The organism is Lysinibacillus sp. A4 (genome assembly GCF_024919535.1).
GTDB lineage: Bacteria > Bacillota > Bacilli > Bacillales_A > Planococcaceae > Lysinibacillus > Lysinibacillus capsici.
In genome coordinates, this window is record NZ_JANWTB010000002.1 from 61932 (window position 1) to 83885 (window position 21954).

Below are 21954 nucleotides of genomic sequence, written 5' to 3' on the forward strand. Positions count from 1 at the left end.
TATTCATGGCTTAAAGTAATGTATCGCCAAATAGTGAGCTGATTAAAGCTACCGCAGCAATAGCCGTTTTATTGTATTGATCTAATACAGGGTTTGTCTCAACAAATTCTGCTGAAGTAATAATATTTGCTTCTGACAGCATTTCCATAGCTAAATGACTTTCACGATAGCTAATACCACCTGCTACTGGCGTGCCTACACCTGGTGCATCATTTGGATCCAGTCCATCTAAATCTAATGATAGGTGAACACCGTCTGTGCGCTCCTTTAAATAGTCAATCGTTTCTGACATTACTTTCGTCATTCCTAAACGATCAATTTCATGCATCGTGTATACCTTCATACCAATTTCCTTAATAAGCTTTTTTTCTCCTGGATCTAAATCACGCGCACCAATGATAACAACGTTTTCAGGCTTTACCTTTGGCGCATAGCCTCCGATATTTGTAAGTGCTGGATGTCCAAGGCCCAAGCTTACAGCTAAAGACATGCCATGGATATTTCCTGAAGGAGATGTTTCACCAGTATTTAAATCGCCATGGGCATCATACCAAATGACACCTAGTTTCTCATAATGCTTGGAAACTCCTGCTAATGTTCCAATAGCAATACTATGGTCTCCACCTAATACTAAAGGAAAACGGTTTAAAGAAATTTCATGGTCTACTTTTTGGCCTAGCTTCTCGTTACTTTCTGTGACAGTTTTTAAATTTTTTAAGTTTGTCTTTCCTTCTGCGTCTTTATCTTCGTGTACGAAGTCAATAGTTAAATCCCCTTCGTCGTAAATCGAATAACCAAGGCTCTCAAGTCGTTCTGTTACCCCTGCATATCTGATAGCACTTGGTCCCATGTCTACGCCTCTTCTTGTTTGACCTAAATCCATGGGCACCCCAATAATTGTCACTTCTTTATTCATGATGTTTTCTCCTCTCCAATAATTACTTTCACAGTATAAAGAAATTGCAACATTGACTCAACTCGACATTATTTTAAATTTTTATACAGTTTAAATTATTAAAAACATAGATTTTTTCTTGTATAAACGAATGCATAAACGCTATTTCACTGCATAACAAAACATTTTTTCCCTTTTAAGTGCGTATTTTTGTAAAAAATTACTAAACAAAATATTAAAACTGTTCTTTTTTTATAGTTTTTTCCGAAAATTTTGACGGTAATTTTATCTATAAATGCAATATGTTAATAAATATTTTCCAAAATCATTCAATTATTCTTCTTTTTAACGGCAAAAAAAAGCCTTACTACAATAGTAAATAAGGCTTTTCAAATACCTATTTTAATAATCGCACAATACTAGTCAAACAGGTTTCTTTATAAAATTTATGTTGTTCTTCTAAATCGCAGGTTAACCACTGAATTAATGAACCATCAATCATTGCCCGCATCATTTTTGCATAGGTTAAGGAATCAATGTCTGAACTAAAGACACCTTCTCTTTTTCCTAATTCAATAATTTCTTGCCCAATTCCCCAGCAATTCTCATAAAATTTTAAGTTAATTCTTTTGTACTCTTCATTGCTATTTGCCTGAGCTAAAAAATCTAAATAAACCCTGTAAAATTTTTTATTTTCTATAGGCGATACAAATACAGCATTTAAGTAGGCATGAAGCTTGTCTATAGCTGTTTGATGCTTGCCTATTTCTTGTATTTCATAGCTGTAGATTTTGTTCGTAGTGGATTCAAGTAATTCTAATAAAATGTTTTGTTTGCTTGTAAAGTAGTAGTGAACTACCCCTTTTGAGACACTGGCATGATTGGCTATGTCTTGTAGTGTAACCTTATCATAACCTAATTGTGAAACAGCGTTAAAGGCTGCTTTCATAATCTGTTTTTTACGTTCTTCCTCTTTCTTTTTCATAGGAGCCTCCGATGACTTGATAGAAGTTATTATACATGAAGAGTAGCAACAATCCAATTTTATATTGACCGGTCAGAATAATTTTGATACTGTTTAATGGAATAAAATTGTAGGGGGACGTTTACGATGACGGCAGAAAATTTTAGTGCGTTAGTAGTCAATAAAGATGATGCATTTACAGTGAAAGTGAACACGTTAACTTTAGAAGATCTACCAAAGGGTGAGGTATTAATTAAAGTTAGTTATTCAGGTATTAATTATAAAGATAGTCTTGCCTCTATTCCTGATGGTAAAATCGTTACGTCTTATCCTTTTGTTCCTGGCATTGATTTAGCGGGGACTGTTGTTTCTTCTGAGGATTCTCGCTTTAAAATTGGTGACGAGGTCATTGCGACTAGCTATGAAATAGGTGTTTCCCATTTTGGTGGCTTTAGTGAATATGCCCGCATCCCAGCACAATGGATTGTACCGCTTCCAAAAGGACTTTCCCTTAAAGAGGCTATGGTAATTGGTACTGCAGGATTTACAGCTGCATTATCTGTTCAAAAGTTAGAGGAAAATGGTATTCATCCTGAAAAGGGGAAAATTCTTGTGACAGGGGCTACAGGAGGTGTAGGTAGCTTTGCTGTATCTATTCTTTCAACACTGGGTTATCAAGTTGAAGCGAGCACAGGAAAAGAATCTGAACATGAATATTTACAATCACTCGGGGCTACTACAATAGTAAATCGTGAAGAGGTTTATGATGGAAAAATTAAAGCATTAGGCAAACAAAAATGGGCTGCTGCTGTTGATTCTGTTGGTGGAGAGCCACTTGCCTCATTATTAAGCCAAATTCAATATGGTGGGGCTGTTGCATGTAGTGGTTTAACGGCAGGTACACAGCTTCCTACAAGTGTATTTCCCTTCATTTTAAGAGGCGTGAGTTTACTTGGAGTTGATTCTGTTTATTGCCCAATGGACATTCGATTAAACATTTGGCATCGACTAGCGACTGATTTCAAACCAGCAAACCTTAATGATTTTATTCAGCAAGAGGTAACACTACAACAACTTCCTGATGTTTTACCTATTTTACTGAAGGGTCAAGCAAGAGGTAGAATCCTTGTTGCATTATAAGGAGTTTAATTAAGCTTCCTTCTTTATTCTATTTCCCAGAAAATAATTCTAGATGGCAAATAACAACATACAGCTACTACGCAAAGCGAGCGTGGTAGCTTTTTTTATTGTTGACATCTCCCTGACATAAAAGCGCTTTATAGTAGCTCATGAACAACCCACTTGTTTCCTTTAGACAAATTTAGGCAACAAAGCTTGTCTAAATTTGTACTAACAAGCATACCAATAGAGTATGTAGGCAGTATTCTGGGAATTCAATACTATAATTAATACTTTGGAGATGATCGTATGAAGCGAGCACATATTAATGAATTAGCTATTACACGGGCTTTAGCCATTCTAGCTGTTCTTCTTATTCATTCTACTAGTACACCTGTAACGGCTTTATCTAGTGACTCAAAATTATATCCATTTTATGTATTTTTCAATATCTCCCCTAAATTCGCTGTCCCTGCTTTTATTTTTTTAAGTGGCTTTGTATTATTTTACAATTATATACAAAAGGATTTAACAAAGGAGCTTATCATTCATTTTTATAAAAAAAGAGTGACCCAAATACTCATTCCTTATCTCTTTTTTTCTATTTTTTATTATGCAGCAATGCAATTTTATGTGACACATGATTTGGTAGACACATGGCGTTCTCTATTTAGTATCGAATTTCTAGAAAAACTTTTATTAGGCAAAGCGTATACGCATCTATACTATATTTTTATTATTGTTCAATTCTATCTTATGTTCCCATTATTCCTATATATTTTAAAGAAAAAACCAGCACTATCTCCTTATTTAATTTGGATTGGGTTCGTTCTTCAATGGGTCTTTATTTTATTAAACGCTGAGTTATGGCAGTATCCCTATAGAGGGAGTATCGCTTTTTCCTATCTCTTTTATTTCTTAGCAGGGGCATTTTTAGGAATTTATTTTGAAAAATACAAAGGATGGCTACAACTAAAAAAAGAAAATTTTCCTATCAAGATACTTTTTGTGTGGTGTATATGGCTAATTTCTACTATATATAATGTTTATTTATATTACTTTGTTTATACATCACAAACCTATATAGTGAACAGCACAATATTTGAGCTAGTTTTTCAGCTACAATCTTTAACAGCCTGTATTGTCTTATTACAGCTTTCTTTCTGGATCTATGATAAATGGAACCAAACTGTTGTAAATCGCTTGATCAATCTGGGAACAGTATCGTTTGGCATCTATCTACTACATCCATTTTTCCTTTTCCTTTATAGACAATTAAGTACTGGCGGTAATAGTATTCTGTATCATCTTTGGAGCATTGGGGGCTTTATCTTTGCCCTCTTCGTTCCATGGATGGTCGTGCTATTGATGGGCAGATTCCTTAAGTACCATTGGATTGCCTTTGGACCTATCCCGAGCAAATTCCCTTACAAATAGCCGTTCAATATGCACAGCCAGTCGTCGATTTGTTTCCGTCAACTGGCTGTGTATTTATTTGCGTATTTACCTTTGCTCAATTGTTTAAAAAATTTGGGTTTCTTCAGGGGTATATCATTAAATTAAGAAGATACTAATAAAAAAGCCCTGTAGAGAACTCTCCACAGGGCTTTTCAATGAACGATTTAATTATTTTGCAATAGAACCGTCTTTTACTTTATTGTTATTAGCATCAACTAGGTTTGTTGATTTGAATTCAACTACAATGCTGTCTGTTAATGCATAGTCAGCTTTAGTTGTCGCAGTAAGTTTACCACCAGCTACTGTAATAGAAGCAAGTTCTACAGTTGATCCTGCAATTTTAACAGTAACACCTGTTGGAGCAGCTTGATCAGCAATATTTTCAGAGAAATCTACTGTAAATGTTTTGCTATCTACTGCAGTTACTTTAGTAGCAACAGGAACAATATTTTCTTTAAGTGCTACTTGAGCTGTCACTTTTCCACCTTTAAGCGTGTTACCTTTTGTATCTACTACATTGCTAGCTTCAAGTACATAGTTACCATTAGCTGTGATAGAACCTTCTGGTAAAGTGAATCTTACTTTCTTCGTACCATCTACAAACTGAAGTTGTGTACCTGCAGGAAGTTCTTTTCCTCCAAGTGTGTAGTTAGCAGCATTTGTTGCTGTTGCCGTCACATCTTTAGCATACTCAACTGTAAATACGTTATTGTCAATTACAACAACTGGAGTAGCTCCGAATACTAATGAATCTGTTGGTGTTTCAGGTGTAGCTTCAAATACGCCTGTTGTTACATTGAAAGTAACAGTATCAGCAGTTACATTGCCAGCTAAATCTGTTACTGCTTTAGCAGATAACTCGAAAGTATATGTTGAATTGCTATCTAGATCAATGTCAACTTTTACAGTATTTTTCTCTGCACCCTCGATTTTACCGTTACCATCTACATCGAAACCAGCATCTGCTTTTACTGCTGTTTCTTTTCCAGTAGTGTAAGCAATACCATTTTGTGTTTTAACAGTTAATTTCCCTTCTACTTTTACTGGCTCACTAAAAGTAAGGTATAATGCATCAACATCTGTAGTAGCATTTACATCATCAGCTACTAACATTTTAGTAGCAGTAGAAACAAGTGTAGCAGGTGTTAAATCTTTTGAAAGAATAGCATTGAACTCAAATGCATCACCTGCATTACCAGCTAAATCTTTTTGTCCTTCTACTTTAATGTTTGTATTAATGAATGTAGCTGTACCCAAAGCAGATTTAGCATCAATCGTGAATACAGTTTTATCCTCTGTATCTTTAATATCAGCATCAGTTAAATAGAATACAGTTGATCCTACTGTTACTTTTGCATATTCTTTAGTTTCTGCATCTGCATTAAGATTTTGTTTCATTAATTCTTCAGAGAAATCAAACGTAATTTCTGTACCATTCACTGCTGTAGAAACAGTTGGTTTTGAATTATCAACGTCTGCTTTCAAAACTGTGAAGTTAACTGCGATAGGATTTGCGATATTATTAGCGAAGTCAGTTGCACCAACAATGTCTACTTTGTAAGATTGTTCTGCTGTTAATCCAGTAATTGTTAATTTCTTACCAGATAAAGTATAGCGATCTTTTGATAGTTCTGTACCATTTAAGCTGATTGTTCCTTCACTTTGTACAGGCTCGTCGAAAGTGATAACAGCTGTAGTACCTTTAGCTTCTACAGAATTAACGCTTACAGGAGTCGTATCTGCAAATGTGATTAATTTGTTGAACTCTTCAGTTAGAACTTTAGCATCCGCTTTTGTTTTAATTGGTTTTACAGTTACTTTACCATTTGTTAATTTTACTTCTTTGTCAGTTGTTAACGTAACTGTCATACCGTCTTCAGATACTACTGCGTTCGTGATTGCTACACCTTCAACAGCATATTTTGTTGTGATTGCTGCATCTTTTGCATCAACAGCTGTGTTAAATTTCACTTCAAGTTCTTTTGCATTAAGCCCTTTTACAGCTTCTACAGCTGGTGTTACTTCTTGAACTGCATCAATCGTACGTTTTACCATTGTAGCGAATTCTTCGCGGCTAATTTTATCTTGTGGTGCTAATAATGAGCCTTTACCATTGATTACACCATTTTCTACAGCTGTTTCTAAGTAAGATACAGCCCATTTAGAAGCTTTAGAAGCATCTGCAAATTGGCTAAGATCTGCTTTACCTGTTAATTGGTAGCCTTGAACGATAACTTTAGCAGCTTGTTCTCTTGTTAATTGAGCTTTAGGCTCAAATTTACCATTGCCCATACCATCAAATAATTCTGGTGAAGTTGCAAGTACTGCATTATAGAACCAATCATTTTCACTAACATCAGAAAAATCTTCAGTGCCAGTAGCTTTTAAATCTAATGCTTTTGATAAAATTTCAGCCGCTTCTGCACGAGTAAGTGTACCAGCTGGATTGAAGTTTCCTTTTTCATCGCCTTGGATGTAGCCTTTATCAGTTAAAAATTGTACAGCTTCTTTTGCCCAAGATGAAATGCTAGCTGCATCTTGAAATTCTGCAGCTGATGCTACTGGTACGATTGCTGATGCTACAAGCGCTGCTGTAGCTGTAGTTGCGAAAAATTTACGACCTTTGTTTTGTTTTGTCATAGTATATTCCTCCAGAATTTTAATAAATTATATTATTCTGTGAGAACAATATTATCGCGCTATTTAATTATAAAATTATAAAAATATGTATAAATCGTTCCCACAAATAATAATTCAACCAATTATATGTAAAGCAATCTTCTAAATTTTCCATGATTAAATATCCCAATCAAACTGTAATTTGCTTTACAAGACAATAATATAACTTCATTACCAATAAATAAACGCTAAAAATAAGGTAATTTTAATACTGCATTGGTTATATAGGGAATCTTTTCATAAAAAAAATTCTAAAATAAGGAAATAATAGTACGAAGAGCGACAAAACTACCCATTTGGATGCGTTTTACAAACAACAACATTTTTATTCAAATCTTCTTCTGTTATTTTTTGATATAATAATATTTTTTTCCTATAAAGTTTCATCTAGCACTCTGATAAAGCAATTAATTTTATAGACGAACTACATCTTAAAGGAAATTAGATTAAATAATAGCATAGAAGAAAATATTAATGCATAACACAGATCCCAGTTTAGGAACAGCAAAAGAAGATCGTTTACATCTCCTAAACGATCTCCTTTGTTTTATTGGTTGGAAAAACAAAATACTAGTCTCTTCCGCCATTGGTTATTCAGGCTCTATATCAGTTGCCATTACTGCAACTTTAGGCTCCACAAGCATAATATGACATTCCTTTTCAGCAAAGGGCATGTGTTCCGCTCCTCCAGGAACAATAAACATCTCACCTTTGGATATTTTCACCTGACCATCCCGAAAAGCAATAAACATCTCCCCTTCGAGCACAATAAATACCTTATCAGCCCCTTGATGTTCATGCCATATAAAATCCCCAGCAATCTTCACCACTTTGAATTGAAAATCGTGTATTTCACCAATAATTTTCGGTGACCAAAGCTCCTTTAATTCGGCTAATTTCTCATTTATATTGATAGCTTGATCTTGCATATTCATCTCTCCTTATTTACTTTTGGAAAAGGTTTTTCCTATTATTCGTCCTTTTGTAAGGCTTCTGTTATATTTTGCAAAGCGTACTCGATAGCTAATGGACCTCCAGTAATAGCAGAAGTATCCATTAGATGAATATTCCCTTTTTTTACGGCATTCATATTCTTCCAGACATTGCTTTGATTTAACTCACTCATTAGTGCTTCCTTTTTTGTAATATCACCGATAAGGAAAATATGGTCTGCTTGAATAGTTGAGATGCCTTCAAATGCAGCGAATTGATTATTATTCCCCTTAAATGTATGATCTGGTGTTAGACCCAAACCCTTTTCTTTATCGAAAGCAAGTGTATAAACAGGGTTATCTTCACCAAGAACATTAAACGTTTTTCCGTCCCAAGACAAAATAAGCGCTACAGACTCTCCTTGAATTGACTTTAATGCTTCACGTCCTGTTGAGATATCTTTCATCATTTTATCAATTACTTTTTCCGCCTCATCGTCTTTTCCGATAATCTCGGCTACTGTACGAAGTCCATATTGCCAGTCTTCGTAGATGTCCTGTGATTGCAACGTAATGACTGGGGCGATTTTTTCTAGGGATTCATACAATTTTTCATGATGTTCTGTTGCTAAAATATAATCAGGACCAATCGATAGCGTTTTTTCAATACTAGGAGACAATTTATCGCCTAATTCCTCTGTTAAATCTAGCTTACCGTTTAAATAAGACAAAGTGGATAAATATTCTTTATCAGTAGAAGCTGTAGGTGGCTCACCTAATGCAACTAAAATTTCAGGGTAAAAATACCATAATGAAACAATTTTTTCTGGTTCTTTCTCGATGACAAATTCCTTACCTAGGGCATCTTTAATTGTTCTAGGCCACGCAGTTTCTTCTACATTAGCTGCTGATGAAGATATGTCTTCTGTAGTTAACCCCTTACTTTCAGCAGGCGATTTATGACAACCTCCCAATATACCTGCTAGTAGTAGCATTAAAAATAGCAGTCCATTAATCTTTTGCATTGAAATTCCTCCAACATAAAATCTCTGATATACACTTAGTATAGTAAAGTCATGTTTGGCGGAGAATGGATGCTTGGTGAACTTAGCATGGATTATTGATGAACTTATCTCGATATTCAGTAGGAGAGATACCATATTGCTTCTTGAATACTCTACTAAAATAAAAGGGGTCAGTAATTCCCACCGTTTCTGCAATTTGTTGTACAGGCACATCACTTGTAAATAGCATTTTTTGAGCCATGTTTATACGATAGTTTAATACATATTCTGCTGGACCCAACCCTGCATGCTTTCTAAATATATAAGATAATCGATTTCGATTAACGTTATATTGTTCGGCAAGAGAGGTAATGGAAAGGCTTTGATGATAGTTTTCATGAATATAAGTAGTTATTCGTTCGAATAGAGTGTGTGACGCACAGCTATTCTGTCGATTAGCCACACATAATAATGCTTCATTCAGTACATCACGAAATAGCATTTCTGTCTGAAACATTGATATACCTCCACGCTGATTATATACATGCCATAGACGCATAATTAACTCGATTAGACGAGGAGATTGTCCTATCGGTAATTCAAAATGCTGATGTGAAAAGCTTGTCTCTGCTAAATTCTCCGTACATATCCTGTACAAAACCAGAATATATTCCCAATTTGCATCATCAAAATTTTTTTGATTTAATTTCATCTTCGCTCCCCCATGTACAACTTTTCCTGGCGAAAAGATGTAAGGGGTCCCATTAAATTGAAATTCTATTTTTCCAGAAAGGGGAAAAACAAATCCTGGAAAAGAATCTGTATAATCAGCGGAAGGTACACCTGTATTTCTAGAATATCGATAGATTCCCTTTACTTGGAAAGGAGTGTTTGCTAAATGCTCTGCAAGCTGATTTACGTCGATTTTCATACTTATATACCTCATTTCAATAATCATTCGTTTGGAAAACCAATATTTGTCATACAGCAAACTGCACGTACCACAATAAGTTACTGCTTTTTCAAGGTGTAGTCCTCGGTAGTTGGATTGAATTATAGTTTTCATCTTATTCATTACTAAAAATATAAAAAGGTAGGGATGACGGCTCTCGCCTACCCCTACCTTATCGATAACGATTATCATTGTCAATTAAGTTGAAGCCTCCCTCTTATACCCAAAGATCCATCAACCTCACTCATTTCATTTCTCTATCTTTTGTCCTCTTCCTAAAAGCAATTTCTTGCAAATTATCTCTATTTCTTGTGAGAAAGATTTTATTTGGAAGGCTTCTGAAAGCCTTTGATTCTCAGATAAAGCTACTACTTGTAACAATTTTTCTTCATAAGTTTGTACAAAATGATCAAGCGTCGGACTGGTTACTTTCAGGACTTTCGCAATAGGGAGACTTGAAACTATACCTTTGCTCAACATTATAGATTGAAGTATCAATTTTGTAATCAACACTTCGATGAACGTCGAAATGTTTATATTTTACAATGAGTCTGACAGTGAAAACATTTATGGGAGGAACTAAAAATGAAAATAATAAAACAAATGCCAAATACAAAAAAAATAAATCCTAAAATTTTATATTATGGATTTCCTGTAATTTTACTAAGTACGTTAAATGAGGATGGAACAGTAAATATTAGCCCTTTATCTTCTTCTTGGGTATTAGGAGACTGCATTATTTTAGGGATTGGTCTTGGAGGAAAGGCAATTGAAAACTTAGAACATCATCCTGCATGTGTCATAAATATCCCAGACCCCTCTCTCTGGGAAAACGTGGAACAGTTAGCTCCTTACACAGGAAAAAATCCAGTTCCAGATTTTAAAAAACAGATCGGTTTTACATTTAGAAAAGAGAAATATGATCTTAGTTGCTTAACACCTATTGAGTCCACAACGGTTATTCCTACTCGAATTATGGAGTGTCCTATTCAAATCGAAGCAAAGGTAAAACATATTCGCATTCCAGATTATTCTCCTAATTTTGCTATCGTCGAGACCCAAACGACACAAGTACATGCCCACGAAGAAATAATTATTGACGAAAATCATATTGATCCAAATAAATGGAGTCCACTAATTTATAATTTTCGTCATTATTTTGGTTTGGGTAGCAACCTTGGAAATAACTTCCGCTCTGAGATCTAAACATCGGGATTAAAACATATGGTTCACAAAAAAAGACCAGGTTCTCATTTGAGTGCCTGGTTATTTGTTAATAATTAGGTCTATAATAATATGCTTGCTGCTCATATGCACAAAATACTTCACTATTAAGCAATACAATAATGAAATCTGTTTTTTTCCATTTAGAAATGAAAAATCTTTCTTAGAACATTCACTTTATCTCTTTCATAAATTCTCTAAAGTCTTCAACGATTTCTTTTGCTTTTGTACGATATAAGTAATGATCCCCTTCAAATGTCATTACTTTCCCATGGACAGAATTAGCTATTTGTTTTTTATGCTCTGGTATCCATCTGTCCGTTACTGGATGCTTCTCTTGTATAAAGAAAATAACTGGAAGATTTTTGGGGAATGTTAAACTTTCAGCCGCTTTAAAGTTAGCATACATCATTTCAGCTTCATTTAACTGGCTGAGATTATACATATTTTTGTGCTTAAGAATTTTCATTTGTTCTTTTGTTTTCTCATCATAGGGTAGTTCAGCATATGGGTCATCGCTAAGCTTCACCTGCAATCTAGCTAAACCTGATTTTTTTAGTAGTTTTAAAGTAGTTATTACTGAAGATTCAATCTTTCTTTCACTTATCGTTGGAACACTACTATCCAGCCCGACAAATGCACTTACTTCGTTTGGATATTTGTTCACATAATCCAATCCGTAAAGGCCTGAAATGGAGTGACCCATTAGAATATAACGCTCAATTTGAAGACGCTGTAATGCTTCATGGATTTCACTAACAATATTCTCAGTGCTTCTTTCTTTTTCCGTAAGAGCACTTAATCCATAACCAAAAGGCTCAATGACTACAACCTTGTAAAATGGAGATAGTTCATCTACTAGTAGTTGAAAATCAAGTGCTGGTGCTGCTGTTCCATAACCAGGTAAGAGTACGACAGTTTCTTCTCCTTCTCCCTGGATAAGAACATTCATTTTTTTCCCATCTACGGTGACAGACTGACCATAAGTTTCTAGTTTTCCTTGCTCCATTTTGCTACAAACAATATGAACAAGGAAAACAACCGCTAATAAAAGTAATATGGCTATAATTAAACCTACTACTATTTTACTTATAAAGGTTATCGTTTTTTTCATTATATTGGCACGAGGGTATAGAACAGCAAGCGATAACTGTATTTTCCTTTCTTCTCGTGCCACACCTCCCTTTCATACTCTTCACCCTATCAATCTATCTCGGCTACTTTTATAAACCGCTAAGGTTAGCTTATACAATGAAGGTGTACTGCCTATGACAACAATATGAACAGCGTATGAACAAAAAAATAGTACGTCATTAAATAAATACAGAAAGGACCCAATAATTCTTTTGCTATGACATTGCTTAATTGACATGAAAAAAAGGATCTTCAAATCGAAGATCCTTTTGCTACTTTGTCGGATTTTTTATATTTAGTCTTAACGTTTCCTAACAATCCATCTCTATCAAGCAAAGTTGGTAAACTGATACCGATAACGATTATGACAATACCTGCTATTTGCAAAGTTGTAACCGTTTCGCTTAAGAGGATAACTGATACCATCACTGCGATTGGCAATTCAACAGCACTCAATATGGATGACATACCTAATCCCACTTTAGGCACTGCAATTGTGAATAAGAAAACTGGTATAATCATGCCAAATAACCCCAATGCTAAACCATAAATCCACAGTCCTTCGTTAAACAAAGTGCCATTCCAAATAATTTCTGGAGACTGAAAAGCCGCAGTCGTCATGAAAGCGAAGAAAGAAACCAATACTAAGCGATTAGAGGTTGTCATACTTGCGGTTGTCTTTCCGTTTACATATAAAAATAAGGAGTAACAAAGAGCAGCTGCTAAACCCCATAACCACCCTTGAAAAGGTATTTGAGACAAATCAACATCAATTATGCCTGCAGCTGGTATGGTTCCAGCTACTAATATAATTAAAGAGATGAATTCAATTCTACTTGGAAATTGCCGTTTTGTGATACAAGAAATCAGCATACCAATCCATGTAAATTGGAACAGTAATACTACTGCCAAGGAAGCAGGCAAAAAGTTTAAAGAATGACCATATAAAATATTTGTTAACCCTGTTAACATGCCTGCAAACAGAAGGATTTTAACGCCTTTAAAGCTAAAATTTGATCTATTTGTAACTAAGGAAATACATACTGCTATACAAAAGCCGATAAAAAACTGACTTGTAACTGCCTCAGATACAGAAAAGCCACTACGCATTGCCAGTTTTATAATAGTTGAAACGATACCAAAACTACTAGCTGCAATCACTACTAATAGGGGATAAAGATACATCTTGATTATTCACTTCCCTCTCAAAACTTGTCTTGATGAAATTTTGTTTATGATTTTGAGATGTCGAAAAAAATCATAATCTCCAATATATATCACAGATTGTTATTTTACAATCTTTTTTTCGTTAATAATGAATCCTCTCGTAGAGGAAAACCTAATTTTAACAAATGATAAAAAAAACAAAACCCACATGTTTCAAGGGTTTGGCTTTTATCTTTGTATTTCATTAATAAAGAATGTTAAATTGAATGTTTTATCTCAATTTCCTTCAGCATAAATCTTATACTGTAATAATCCAATCAAAAAAACATCCCCCTCTATAAAGAACATAGAAGTGAGATGTTTTTACTGTTTACTACTATTATTAGAATGGCCGCAAACGTTTAACGTGACTCTTTTGGCGGTTGGCATATATCGCATTTTCGTTGGTTTTTATTTTTAAATTTCGTAAATGTTTTTTCAAAGTTAGTACCACATGCACATTTAAATAGTAGCTTTTGAGAAAAACCATGGTATTCAGTCGTTAGCAACTTACTTTCTGAATTGTTCTCAACAAATTTCTGAATTTCACCAATCGTCCAACGTTTATTCATTTCCTTACACCTCCATATTTAATCGTTCCGCGGAGGCTTTTCTTGGCATCCGTTATAAAAAGAGCTTAAGTATCTTAAGTGCCTCATTATAACATGACCTGGCTCACAATAAAATAGATGTTTGACAAGCCTTTGACTAGTGTTAGTGGTGATACTCTTGCATGCTGCCTCCCAATACTTGGAATTCTAAGGAACCTTCATCTTTAATCAATATTTTTAAGATTCAAAGCTTTTGTATCTGCTCTTTAATATCCACCGTGCATAATCCTCCGTGATAACAAATCACCGATTCAATGTCTAGGTCTACATATTTTTTTAAAGATTGTTGAGCAACCTCTATATCTAAAGTGGTTGGAACATGAATCCCTCCCAATATACCATTTACACTATACATCGAATCGCCGGCAACAAGCGTTTTACTTTGCTTCAAATATAAACTAATATGGCCAGGCGTATGTCCTGGCGTATGGATAACTCGTATTCCCCCACAATATGGTAGTTCTTGACCGTCTTTCAAGGTCTCATCCACTTTCCCCTTGGGTGGATTCTCTATGTGCCCGTCTTTCAAAAGCGGTAAATCCCCCTGAATATAAGGCTTATCTAGTTCGTGCGCATAAATTTTTATATGACTACCGCAATTTTGCAATATTTCAGGAAGACTGCCTATATGATCGATATCCTGATGTGTCAAAATCACAACTTTTAATTGGTTGAACGACACGCCTACATCTTCCATTGCCTTACGTAAATCTCCCATTTGGCCTGAACATCCAGTATCAATTAAAACAGCCATCTCCTGATCCCATAAAAGCGTTGGATGAATGAAGGCTCCGTTAAATTTAAGCTCCAGAATCTCTACTCCCCTAGAAATTTTCATCATTTCTTCCCCTTTATGATTAGATTTTATTATTCTTTTATATCCTGAAGAACAGTCCTCTTCCGCCAAAGCAACTCTCTCAATGTTTCAAAATTGACTAGAATCGTTCCAACAATAATCGTCAGAGTACCTATTCCTGTTAACCACGAAATATATTCATGATAGAAGGTAACACCTAATATAACGGCAATTACTGGTGAGATATACAGCCATGTGGACGGAAAAACAGGATTTGTTCGTGACACAAGCCAATAATAAATGCTGTGACCAATCATTGAACCAAAAATAATTAAATAAAAAAGAGAACCAATTGAAGCTGGACTTAAAAGATAATGAAGCTGAATGTTCTCAGTAAAAAGTGACAAAATGATTAATAAAATACCTCCATGCATCATTTGTGCTGCATTTAAAGCAATTGGAGATGTTGTTCCAAATTTTTGGATGACATGCTTCGTATAAATTGTTCCAGATGCATAGAAAACTTCACCTAAAATAATAGCGAAACAACCAACCATCCAGAAGGGACTAATCTCCATTGCAAAACTAGGTAAAATTAAGAACGTAACACCAATGACTCCGACAACACAACCAATAAATGATTTTCGGTCTCCTTTTTGCTTCAATATAAATGTCTGAATAACAATAATCATCATTGGACCTGTAGCAGATAAGACAGCTGCGATTCCAGATGTCACATACTGTTCTGCCCAATATAATGTGGCAAACGTTCCAAAGGTTAAGGCCACTCCTGTAAAAAACATTTCTTTTCGAAATAATAACCGGATTGTCGTTTTTTCGCGCCAAACCATAAAACTAAATAGTAGTAAACCGGCAATGAAAAAACGAAGACCAGCTGATAAAAACGGAGGAACTCCTGCATCAACACCAACTTTAATTGCTAAAAATGTTGTCCCAAAAATCAAACACATAAAGAAATAATTAATCATTACCATATCAAACTCCTCCTCTTTTTCTATCATAAAAGAAGTAGGATAGAACAGATTAAAAAGGATAGAACAGATCAATTTGGTTCGTGGTACAATCGGTTTGAATAGGAGGAATCGATGTGGGCAAAGTAAATCAAAATGAAGATTATCTTTTTAAGAAAGTCTATGATGATGTACTGGACCGAATAGAGCGTAAAGAATGGAAAGAACATGAAAAGCTTCCCTCCGTCCGGCAATTAGCATCTGAAATGAATGTCCATCGGCTAACGGTATTAAAAGCTTATCAACTATTAAAACAGCATGACAAAGTTTATGTAAAAGATAAATCAGGCTATTTTGTCCAATCAATTGTAACAAAATATATTGAATGTTTAGATCAGGACAATCCCATTGTTTCAGCATACGTAAAAAAAAATCATTTATCCGAAATCCATCAGCCATCTGTTTCCTATCATTTTTCTCAGGCATTGATTGATCCCAATCTTTTGCCTAATCACTATTTTTCAAATTACGTGAAGGAAGTGTTTGACCTATATCCGAAAGTACTGGCAACCTACTCAACGGTGCAGGGTGATTTAGAGCTACGTGAGACACTGACCCAATATTTTATCAACCACTATAAAACACATTTGAGTGCAGATGAACTGTTAATAACGTCTGGCTCACAGCAAGCCATTCACTTAATTGCTCAAGCTTTTATTAAGCCAAGAGACGTCGTTTTATTTGAACGTCCAAGCTATAGTGCTGCGATTGATATTTTTAAAGCACAAGGAGCACAGATAGTTACGGTGGATATCCACCCTGAGGGCTACGATTTAGAACAGGTCGAATACTATATTAAAAAATACAAGCCACGCCTATTTTATCTCAACCCTACCTTCCATAATCCAACTGGTTATACGATTTCTGTCGAGCAGCGCAAAAGATTAGTGGAATTAGCTGAGCACTATCGGTTTCTAATAATAGAAGACGATGCCTATCACGACATTTATTTTGACCAAGCCCCACCACCTCCAATTTATACATTTGATAGTGTTGGGACAGTCATTTATATCCGAAGCTTTTGCAAATACATCTCTCCTGGTTTGAGAATTGCAACTGTTATTTGTCCATCATCATTAATGAAATCACTATTAACAGAAAAATCGCTAGCTGATAATGGCTCACCACTTCTCAATCAAAAAATTTTTCTCCATTACTTCTCCTCACTAAGATTGCAACAACATTTGGAGAAAATCCGGATTGCCCTACAGATTCGAAAGGAAATTATGGAGGAAGAGCTAGCTGTAACAGGCTGGCGATGGAACAGTCCAAAAGGCGGTCTCAATTTATGGGTACAGCTCCCAGACGATCTTCCAACTGAATTATTATTATCTAGAAGCATCGAACAATCGATCTCCTTTGTGCCAGGTCAAGTTTGTGATCCATTAAAACAACAATCCTCCTGGATACGTTTAAGCTATTCCTATGCAAACGAAAAACAGCTAAGAGAAGGAGTAAAAAAGTTGGTTACAGTGGCGCAATCGCTTTCTAAGTGATCGGACTAGCGATTTAATTAAATCTATAAACGGTGGTATTCACAGCTTTATCAACCATTTCAATTATTTTTTCATCGGTGGCACGAATCGTAATAAGCGGTAGACATAGCAACAACAGGCAGACATATACACCTAACATATTCAGCTGTCTATTTGAATAATATGAAAAAAAGTTATACACCTAGCTCTTATCTGTTCAAAAGAATTGCAGCAAATCACAGGAAAAATTTGTTCTCGGTGTAGAACAAAATTTGACCAAGGAATGATAAGAGTGCTTTCAGATTTAAGAAAGCCATATTAACTCTATATTCCAGTAAAAATAACAGCCAAATTATTATTGAAGAGCGAGATTTAGAAAAATTTCTATTCTCATAACCTCCCTGTAGAATGATAGAATGTTTTTATACAGTGATAGAAGGAGGAGAAAGATATTGTCTAATCAAAATGAGTCTTCATTAGATAAGGAAAAGCAGCCTGATCCGAAAGTTAAAGTAGAAAGAAAAGAGGGGGAACCAACTGCTGCTTTCAAGGGGGCTTCCTGGGGCGCATTGTTAGTAGGTGTTACGGCATATTTTATAGGCTTGTTTAATGCAACGATGCAACTAAACGAAAAAGGATATTACCTAGCTGTTTTAATATTTGGACTCTATTCAGCAATATCCTTACAAAAAGCAGTAAGAGATAAAGAAGAGGGAATACCAGTTACTAGTATTTATTATGGTATTAGCTGGGTTGCACTTATTGTATCTATTTCATTAATGGGCATTGGGTTATATAATGCTGGAAGTATTGTTTTAAGCGAAAAAGGGTTCTATGGTATGTCATTTGTTCTAAGTTTATTTGCATCCATCACGGTTCAAAAGAATATTAGAGACACACAGAGAGCTAGGGAAAGAGATTAAGTTACTGAAAGAGTCGAGAAGTTCATTCTCGATTCCTTTTGTCATTTTTTCTTAAGCTCCATACGCCTCCAGACTATAAAAAAAGAGCATGGCTGTCATCAGCCATACTCCTCTCAATTTTATTTTTCTCCGCTTATTTCGACTAAAATTTTAGATTGTGTTTTGTCATTTGTTAACGTTTTGAATCCTTTTTCAACAATCTCATCTAGTTCAATTTGACTTGTGATGATTCCTTGTGGATTTAGTTGACCAGCGCTCATTGCATCAATTGTTCTTTGGAAAATTGACGGTGTATAAACAATGGATGATAATACATTAACACCTGTGTTTGTAAGTTGCATTGGATTCCATTCGATTGGTCTTGCAAAAATCGACACAATCATCATGTTACCACGAGGTTTTGTTACATCAATTGCTTGTTTAAAGGTAGGAGCAACTCCTGCCACCTCAAAGGATACATCAACCCCATCTGCAACAATCGCACGAACTGCTTGTACAGGATTTTCTTTACCTGAATTAATAGCATGGGTTGCACCTAATTCTTTTGCCTTTTCTAATCGATCATCGGATAAATCTAATACGATAACTTTACTAGCACCTGATGCTTTTGCAGCGATTACTGTTAATAATCCAATTGGTCCAGCTCCAAATACAGCAACAGAATCACCTAATGTAACCCCTGCATCTTTGACAGCTTGTACAGCAACAGCCATTGGTTCTACTAGTGCACCATCTTGTAATGTTAAGTTATCTGCTAAACGATGTATATTCGTTACAGGGACATTAACATATTCTGCAAATCCACCGTTTCCATGTAAACCGATGAAGTTAAATCCATCATAACGATCGACTTCTTCATGTTTATTTCTATATGTTAATGTAGGATTGATGACAACTCGGTCCCCAGCCTTAAAGTCAGTAACCTTAGCGCCAACTTCTTCGATGATACCAGCAAATTCATGTCCCATTGTAAGTGGGGCCACTTCACCTGTTAATTCAGCTTTTTCATCAACTGGTACGAAAACCGGACCTTCTTCGTATTCATGCAAATCACTTCCACAAATACCAGCCCACGCTACTTTTACTTTCACTTCTTCTTCTCTTAAAGCGCGTAATTCAACCTCTTCAACTCTAATATCTTTCACACCATGCCAAACTGCAGCTTTCATTTATGTTACCCCCATAAAATTATTTAAATTGGTACCATAAAATAACATCCTTAATAGCTACTCGTGCATGATCAAAATCCGACACTTCTATACACTTGATAAAAGTATTGATGGACATATGATAGGATTCAACTAGATTCATCTTCCATTTGGTTTGTGCAGCTACATTTGTAACAAATATTGTTTCTTTAAAGAATCGTAGCATAGCAATATTTCCTGTAACATCAAAAAACAATTGTAACAAGTGGGCAAACGAAACAACATATTCATAAATATTTTCAGCAGACTTTCTTTGTTTCATAGCTTCAAATCGAAATAATAGCTCATTTTGCAAATCGGCAGTCCATTTAGATTCACACTTAGTGAGTGCAATATCCAATAGATGATAAAGCGCTTCCAAATAATCCTTTAATTCCTGATCCGTTATAATCTTCACTCTTACACCTTTATGTTGTACTTTTTCAACTACCCCATCTTTTTGTAAAAGATAAAGGGCCTCACGGACAGGTGCATGACTTACTTGTAACTCCTTTGCAATTTCTGCCTCTATTAAGCGCTGACCTTGTTCATAGTAGCCAGAAAATATGCGGAATAATAATCGTTCAGCTATTTGCTCAGAAATTGTTTTTTTTGAAATTGAATTTTCATCAAACCCCATTAAACCACTCCAATAAATTTATATCCTTTTATTTTAACATAGTTCAGTGTATAGGGTGATTAGCTAAAAGCGTTATATATTATGGATTATAGATTATCGATAATCTATAAAAGTATTTTAATCTATAAACTCATTTCTTTCAAATATCTTGTTTTGGGTAGGTAACTAAATAATATCAAGTACCTTTTAAGAGAAAATTTATAAATGCAAAAAAGGTGGTGTTAAGTTGATCAGATTGGTATATGGAGATAATTTGCGATATGAGTTACTCAACACTAACCCATAAAAAATGCACACAAATTGCTAGTTATTGTCTAACAATTTGTGTGCCATTCATTTTATAGTGATTTGATTCGATTGTTCTGGGTATTGATTAGACCATAAAGTTTGGGGCGATTTGTCTATTAATGATGTATATTTCTAGGTTTTTGGGTCATTAACGGCTGTCGCGCTTTGTGAGCCACTAAGCTTATCTGTTGCAATTCATGGGCTTACCAACACTTTGCATACCGAATGCAACCAAAGGAACATATATAACTTTTCTTTCATTAACACTATTTCAAAAAGACTTAGGCATAGCTCCTAAGAAGTTATTGTGTTTCTTCTCATATGATGATGTACTAGTTTAATAGCTTTAAATGAAAAAGGGTCTGTGCCCCTAGCCTCTATTCTCTATATAACTAACAATTTCATTGGCAACAGTTGATGTTAACAATGTTGATATATTACTTAAAACAATAATTGTTGCGTCACTTTCTATCAATCTTAAATAGGAGGAAGTAAAACCATTAATCCCTCCATGATGAAAAATGAGCGTATTATTCTTTTTTGTCTTAGTAATGTTCCATCCATATCCGTTGCCAAAACGACCTGGTGAAAGCATCTGAGTTGTTATAGTTTTCGATAATAAACAATTATTTTTAATTGCATCATCAAGTAATTGTAAATCTTCTACTGTAGAAACTAACCCTCCAGCTGAATAGGTGTTAGACATATTGATGAAACTAGCATGATAAATATTATTTTTTTCTAACTCATAACCGCTTGCTTTATACTTTTGAATAGCCACGTTATAATCAAGACCAGTGTTTAACATCGATAAAGGCTGAAAAATCTTTTGTTTAAGGAATTCTTCATACCTTAAACCACTTATCATTTCTATAATCTTACCTAATACAATGTATCCTGAATTAGAATAATTAAACTCTTTCCCTGGTATAGATTTGAATGAACAAGAAATAATCCAATTTATTAAATCATCTGGTGATTGTAACTGATAAGATTTTAATAAAAAATCAGGTTGTTCAGTAATATTACCAATGCCAGATGTATGAGTTAATAGATGTTCGATCATAATTTGGTCACCCTTTGGAAAATTAGGAATAAAATTATCTACAGTATTATGCAACTGCAACTTTTGCTCTTCAACTAGTATTAAAATTGCAATGGCAGTAAAGATTTTAGTTACAGATCCAATACGAAACTTTGTAATAGCAGTATTTGGTATATCCCATTCATAATTGGCTTTTCCAAATGATTCTTTATATATTGTTTCTCCTTGTTCAACCACTATGATATTTCCACTAAATCCCTCGTCTTTTGAGTTTAAAAATGAATGAATATATGATTTTAGCAAATTTCAAGCACTCCTTATTTTGTACTATAAGTTACTTGAAATGTTATCCAATGGCATTTACCTACTTCCTCCTTTCGAACTTTACGAG

20 protein-coding genes are annotated in these 21954 nt (G+C 34.8%); 5 read left to right on the forward strand and 15 right to left on the reverse strand.

Annotation, left to right across the window (positions count from 1 at the left end; all coding sequences use genetic code 11):
• Positions 1–10: 10 nt before the first annotated feature.
• Together rocF and NY607_RS04340 are read right to left on the reverse strand one after the other, a co-directional pair.
• The gene (gene rocF / locus NY607_RS04335) at positions 11–916 is read right to left on the reverse strand and encodes an arginase (protein WP_237899926.1); all 906 of its coding nucleotides are present in this window, start codon (positions 914–916) and stop codon (positions 11–13) included.
• 376 nt (positions 917–1292) lie between these two features.
• Positions 1293–1880 carry a TetR/AcrR family transcriptional regulator gene (locus tag NY607_RS04340; RefSeq protein ID WP_131519618.1) on the reverse strand — a complete coding sequence of 196 codons (588 nt, stop codon included), beginning with the start codon at positions 1878–1880 and terminating at the stop codon, positions 1293–1295.
• Between the two features lie 126 nt (positions 1881–2006).
• On the opposite strand from NY607_RS04340, the gene NY607_RS04345 reads away from it, so the two are divergent.
• Positions 2007–2999 carry an NADPH:quinone oxidoreductase family protein gene (locus NY607_RS04345; protein WP_259419214.1) on the forward strand — a complete coding sequence of 331 codons (993 nt, stop codon included), beginning with the start codon at positions 2007–2009 and terminating at the stop codon, positions 2997–2999.
• Positions 3000–3287: 288 nt separating this feature from the next.
• A complete protein-coding gene (locus NY607_RS04350; RefSeq protein WP_131519616.1) occupies positions 3288–4415 on the forward strand; it encodes an acyltransferase in 1128 nt (375 codons plus the stop codon).
• 189 nt (positions 4416–4604) lie between these two features.
• On the opposite strand, the gene NY607_RS04355 is transcribed toward NY607_RS04350, so the two are convergent.
• The 5 genes from NY607_RS04355 to NY607_RS04375 form a co-directional block, all read right to left on the reverse strand.
• Positions 4605–7076: an S-layer homology domain-containing protein gene (locus NY607_RS04355; protein WP_131519615.1), complete on the reverse strand. Its 2472-nt coding sequence runs from the start codon at positions 7074–7076 to the stop codon at positions 4605–4607.
• 629 nt (positions 7077–7705) lie between these two features.
• The gene (locus NY607_RS04360; protein WP_131519614.1) at positions 7706–8044 is read right to left on the reverse strand and encodes a cupin domain-containing protein; all 339 of its coding nucleotides are present in this window, start codon (positions 8042–8044) and stop codon (positions 7706–7708) included.
• 41 nt (positions 8045–8085) lie between these two features.
• Positions 8086–9072 carry an ABC transporter substrate-binding protein gene (locus NY607_RS04365; RefSeq protein ID WP_237899916.1) on the reverse strand — a complete coding sequence of 329 codons (987 nt, stop codon included), beginning with the start codon at positions 9070–9072 and terminating at the stop codon, positions 8086–8088.
• Positions 9073–9154: 82 nt separating this feature from the next.
• Complete coding sequence (locus NY607_RS04370; RefSeq protein WP_131519612.1) at positions 9155–9982, reverse strand: helix-turn-helix transcriptional regulator; 828 nt, start codon at positions 9980–9982, stop codon at positions 9155–9157.
• A gap of 270 nt (positions 9983–10252) precedes the next feature.
• Positions 10253–10483: an opine metallophore biosynthesis dehydrogenase gene (locus tag NY607_RS04375; RefSeq protein ID WP_131520014.1), complete on the reverse strand. Its 231-nt coding sequence runs from the start codon at positions 10481–10483 to the stop codon at positions 10253–10255.
• A 105-nt stretch (positions 10484–10588) separates the two neighbouring features.
• Here NY607_RS04375 and NY607_RS04380 point away from each other — a divergent pair, with 105 nt between their 5' ends.
• Positions 10589–11209 (forward strand): flavin reductase family protein, encoded by a 621-nt coding sequence (locus NY607_RS04380; protein ID WP_131519611.1) that lies wholly within the window; start codon positions 10589–10591, stop codon positions 11207–11209.
• Positions 11210–11399: 190 nt separating this feature from the next.
• Here NY607_RS04380 and NY607_RS04385 read toward each other — a convergent pair whose 3' ends face one another.
• The 5 genes from NY607_RS04385 to NY607_RS04405 form a co-directional block, all read right to left on the reverse strand.
• Entirely contained in the window at positions 11400–12404 is a 1005-nt protein-coding gene (locus NY607_RS04385; RefSeq protein WP_237899908.1) for an alpha/beta fold hydrolase, read from the reverse strand.
• Between the two features lie 209 nt (positions 12405–12613).
• A complete protein-coding gene (locus tag NY607_RS04390) occupies positions 12614–13546 on the reverse strand; it encodes an EamA family transporter (RefSeq protein ID WP_131519609.1) in 933 nt (310 codons plus the stop codon).
• Between the two features lie 383 nt (positions 13547–13929).
• The gene (locus NY607_RS04395) at positions 13930–14139 is read right to left on the reverse strand and encodes a hypothetical protein (protein ID WP_131519608.1); all 210 of its coding nucleotides are present in this window, start codon (positions 14137–14139) and stop codon (positions 13930–13932) included.
• 223 nt (positions 14140–14362) lie between these two features.
• Positions 14363–15016: an MBL fold metallo-hydrolase gene (locus NY607_RS04400; protein WP_131520013.1), complete on the reverse strand. Its 654-nt coding sequence runs from the start codon at positions 15014–15016 to the stop codon at positions 14363–14365.
• Between the two features lie 29 nt (positions 15017–15045).
• A complete protein-coding gene (locus tag NY607_RS04405; RefSeq protein WP_259419215.1) occupies positions 15046–15969 on the reverse strand; it encodes a DMT family transporter in 924 nt (307 codons plus the stop codon).
• A 113-nt stretch (positions 15970–16082) separates the two neighbouring features.
• On the opposite strand from NY607_RS04405, the gene NY607_RS04410 reads away from it, so the two are divergent.
• Together NY607_RS04410 and yiaA are read left to right on the forward strand one after the other, a co-directional pair.
• The gene (locus NY607_RS04410; RefSeq protein WP_237899904.1) at positions 16083–17501 is read left to right on the forward strand and encodes an aminotransferase-like domain-containing protein; all 1419 of its coding nucleotides are present in this window, start codon (positions 16083–16085) and stop codon (positions 17499–17501) included.
• 431 nt (positions 17502–17932) lie between these two features.
• Positions 17933–18403: an inner membrane protein YiaA gene (gene yiaA / locus NY607_RS04415; RefSeq protein ID WP_237899902.1), complete on the forward strand. Its 471-nt coding sequence runs from the start codon at positions 17933–17935 to the stop codon at positions 18401–18403.
• A gap of 119 nt (positions 18404–18522) precedes the next feature.
• On the opposite strand, the gene NY607_RS04420 is transcribed toward yiaA, so the two are convergent.
• The 3 genes from NY607_RS04420 to NY607_RS04430 form a co-directional block, all read right to left on the reverse strand.
• A complete protein-coding gene (locus NY607_RS04420) occupies positions 18523–19572 on the reverse strand; it encodes a 2,3-butanediol dehydrogenase (protein ID WP_131519604.1) in 1050 nt (349 codons plus the stop codon).
• 19 nt (positions 19573–19591) lie between these two features.
• Positions 19592–20230, reverse strand: coding sequence for a GntR family transcriptional regulator (locus NY607_RS04425; RefSeq protein WP_048391171.1), 639 nt, complete (start codon positions 20228–20230; stop codon positions 19592–19594).
• A gap of 658 nt (positions 20231–20888) precedes the next feature.
• On the reverse strand, positions 20889–21866 hold the full coding sequence (locus NY607_RS04430; protein WP_131519603.1) for a serine hydrolase domain-containing protein: 978 nt from the start codon (positions 21864–21866) through the stop codon (positions 20889–20891).
• Positions 21867–21954 lie beyond the last annotated feature (88 nt).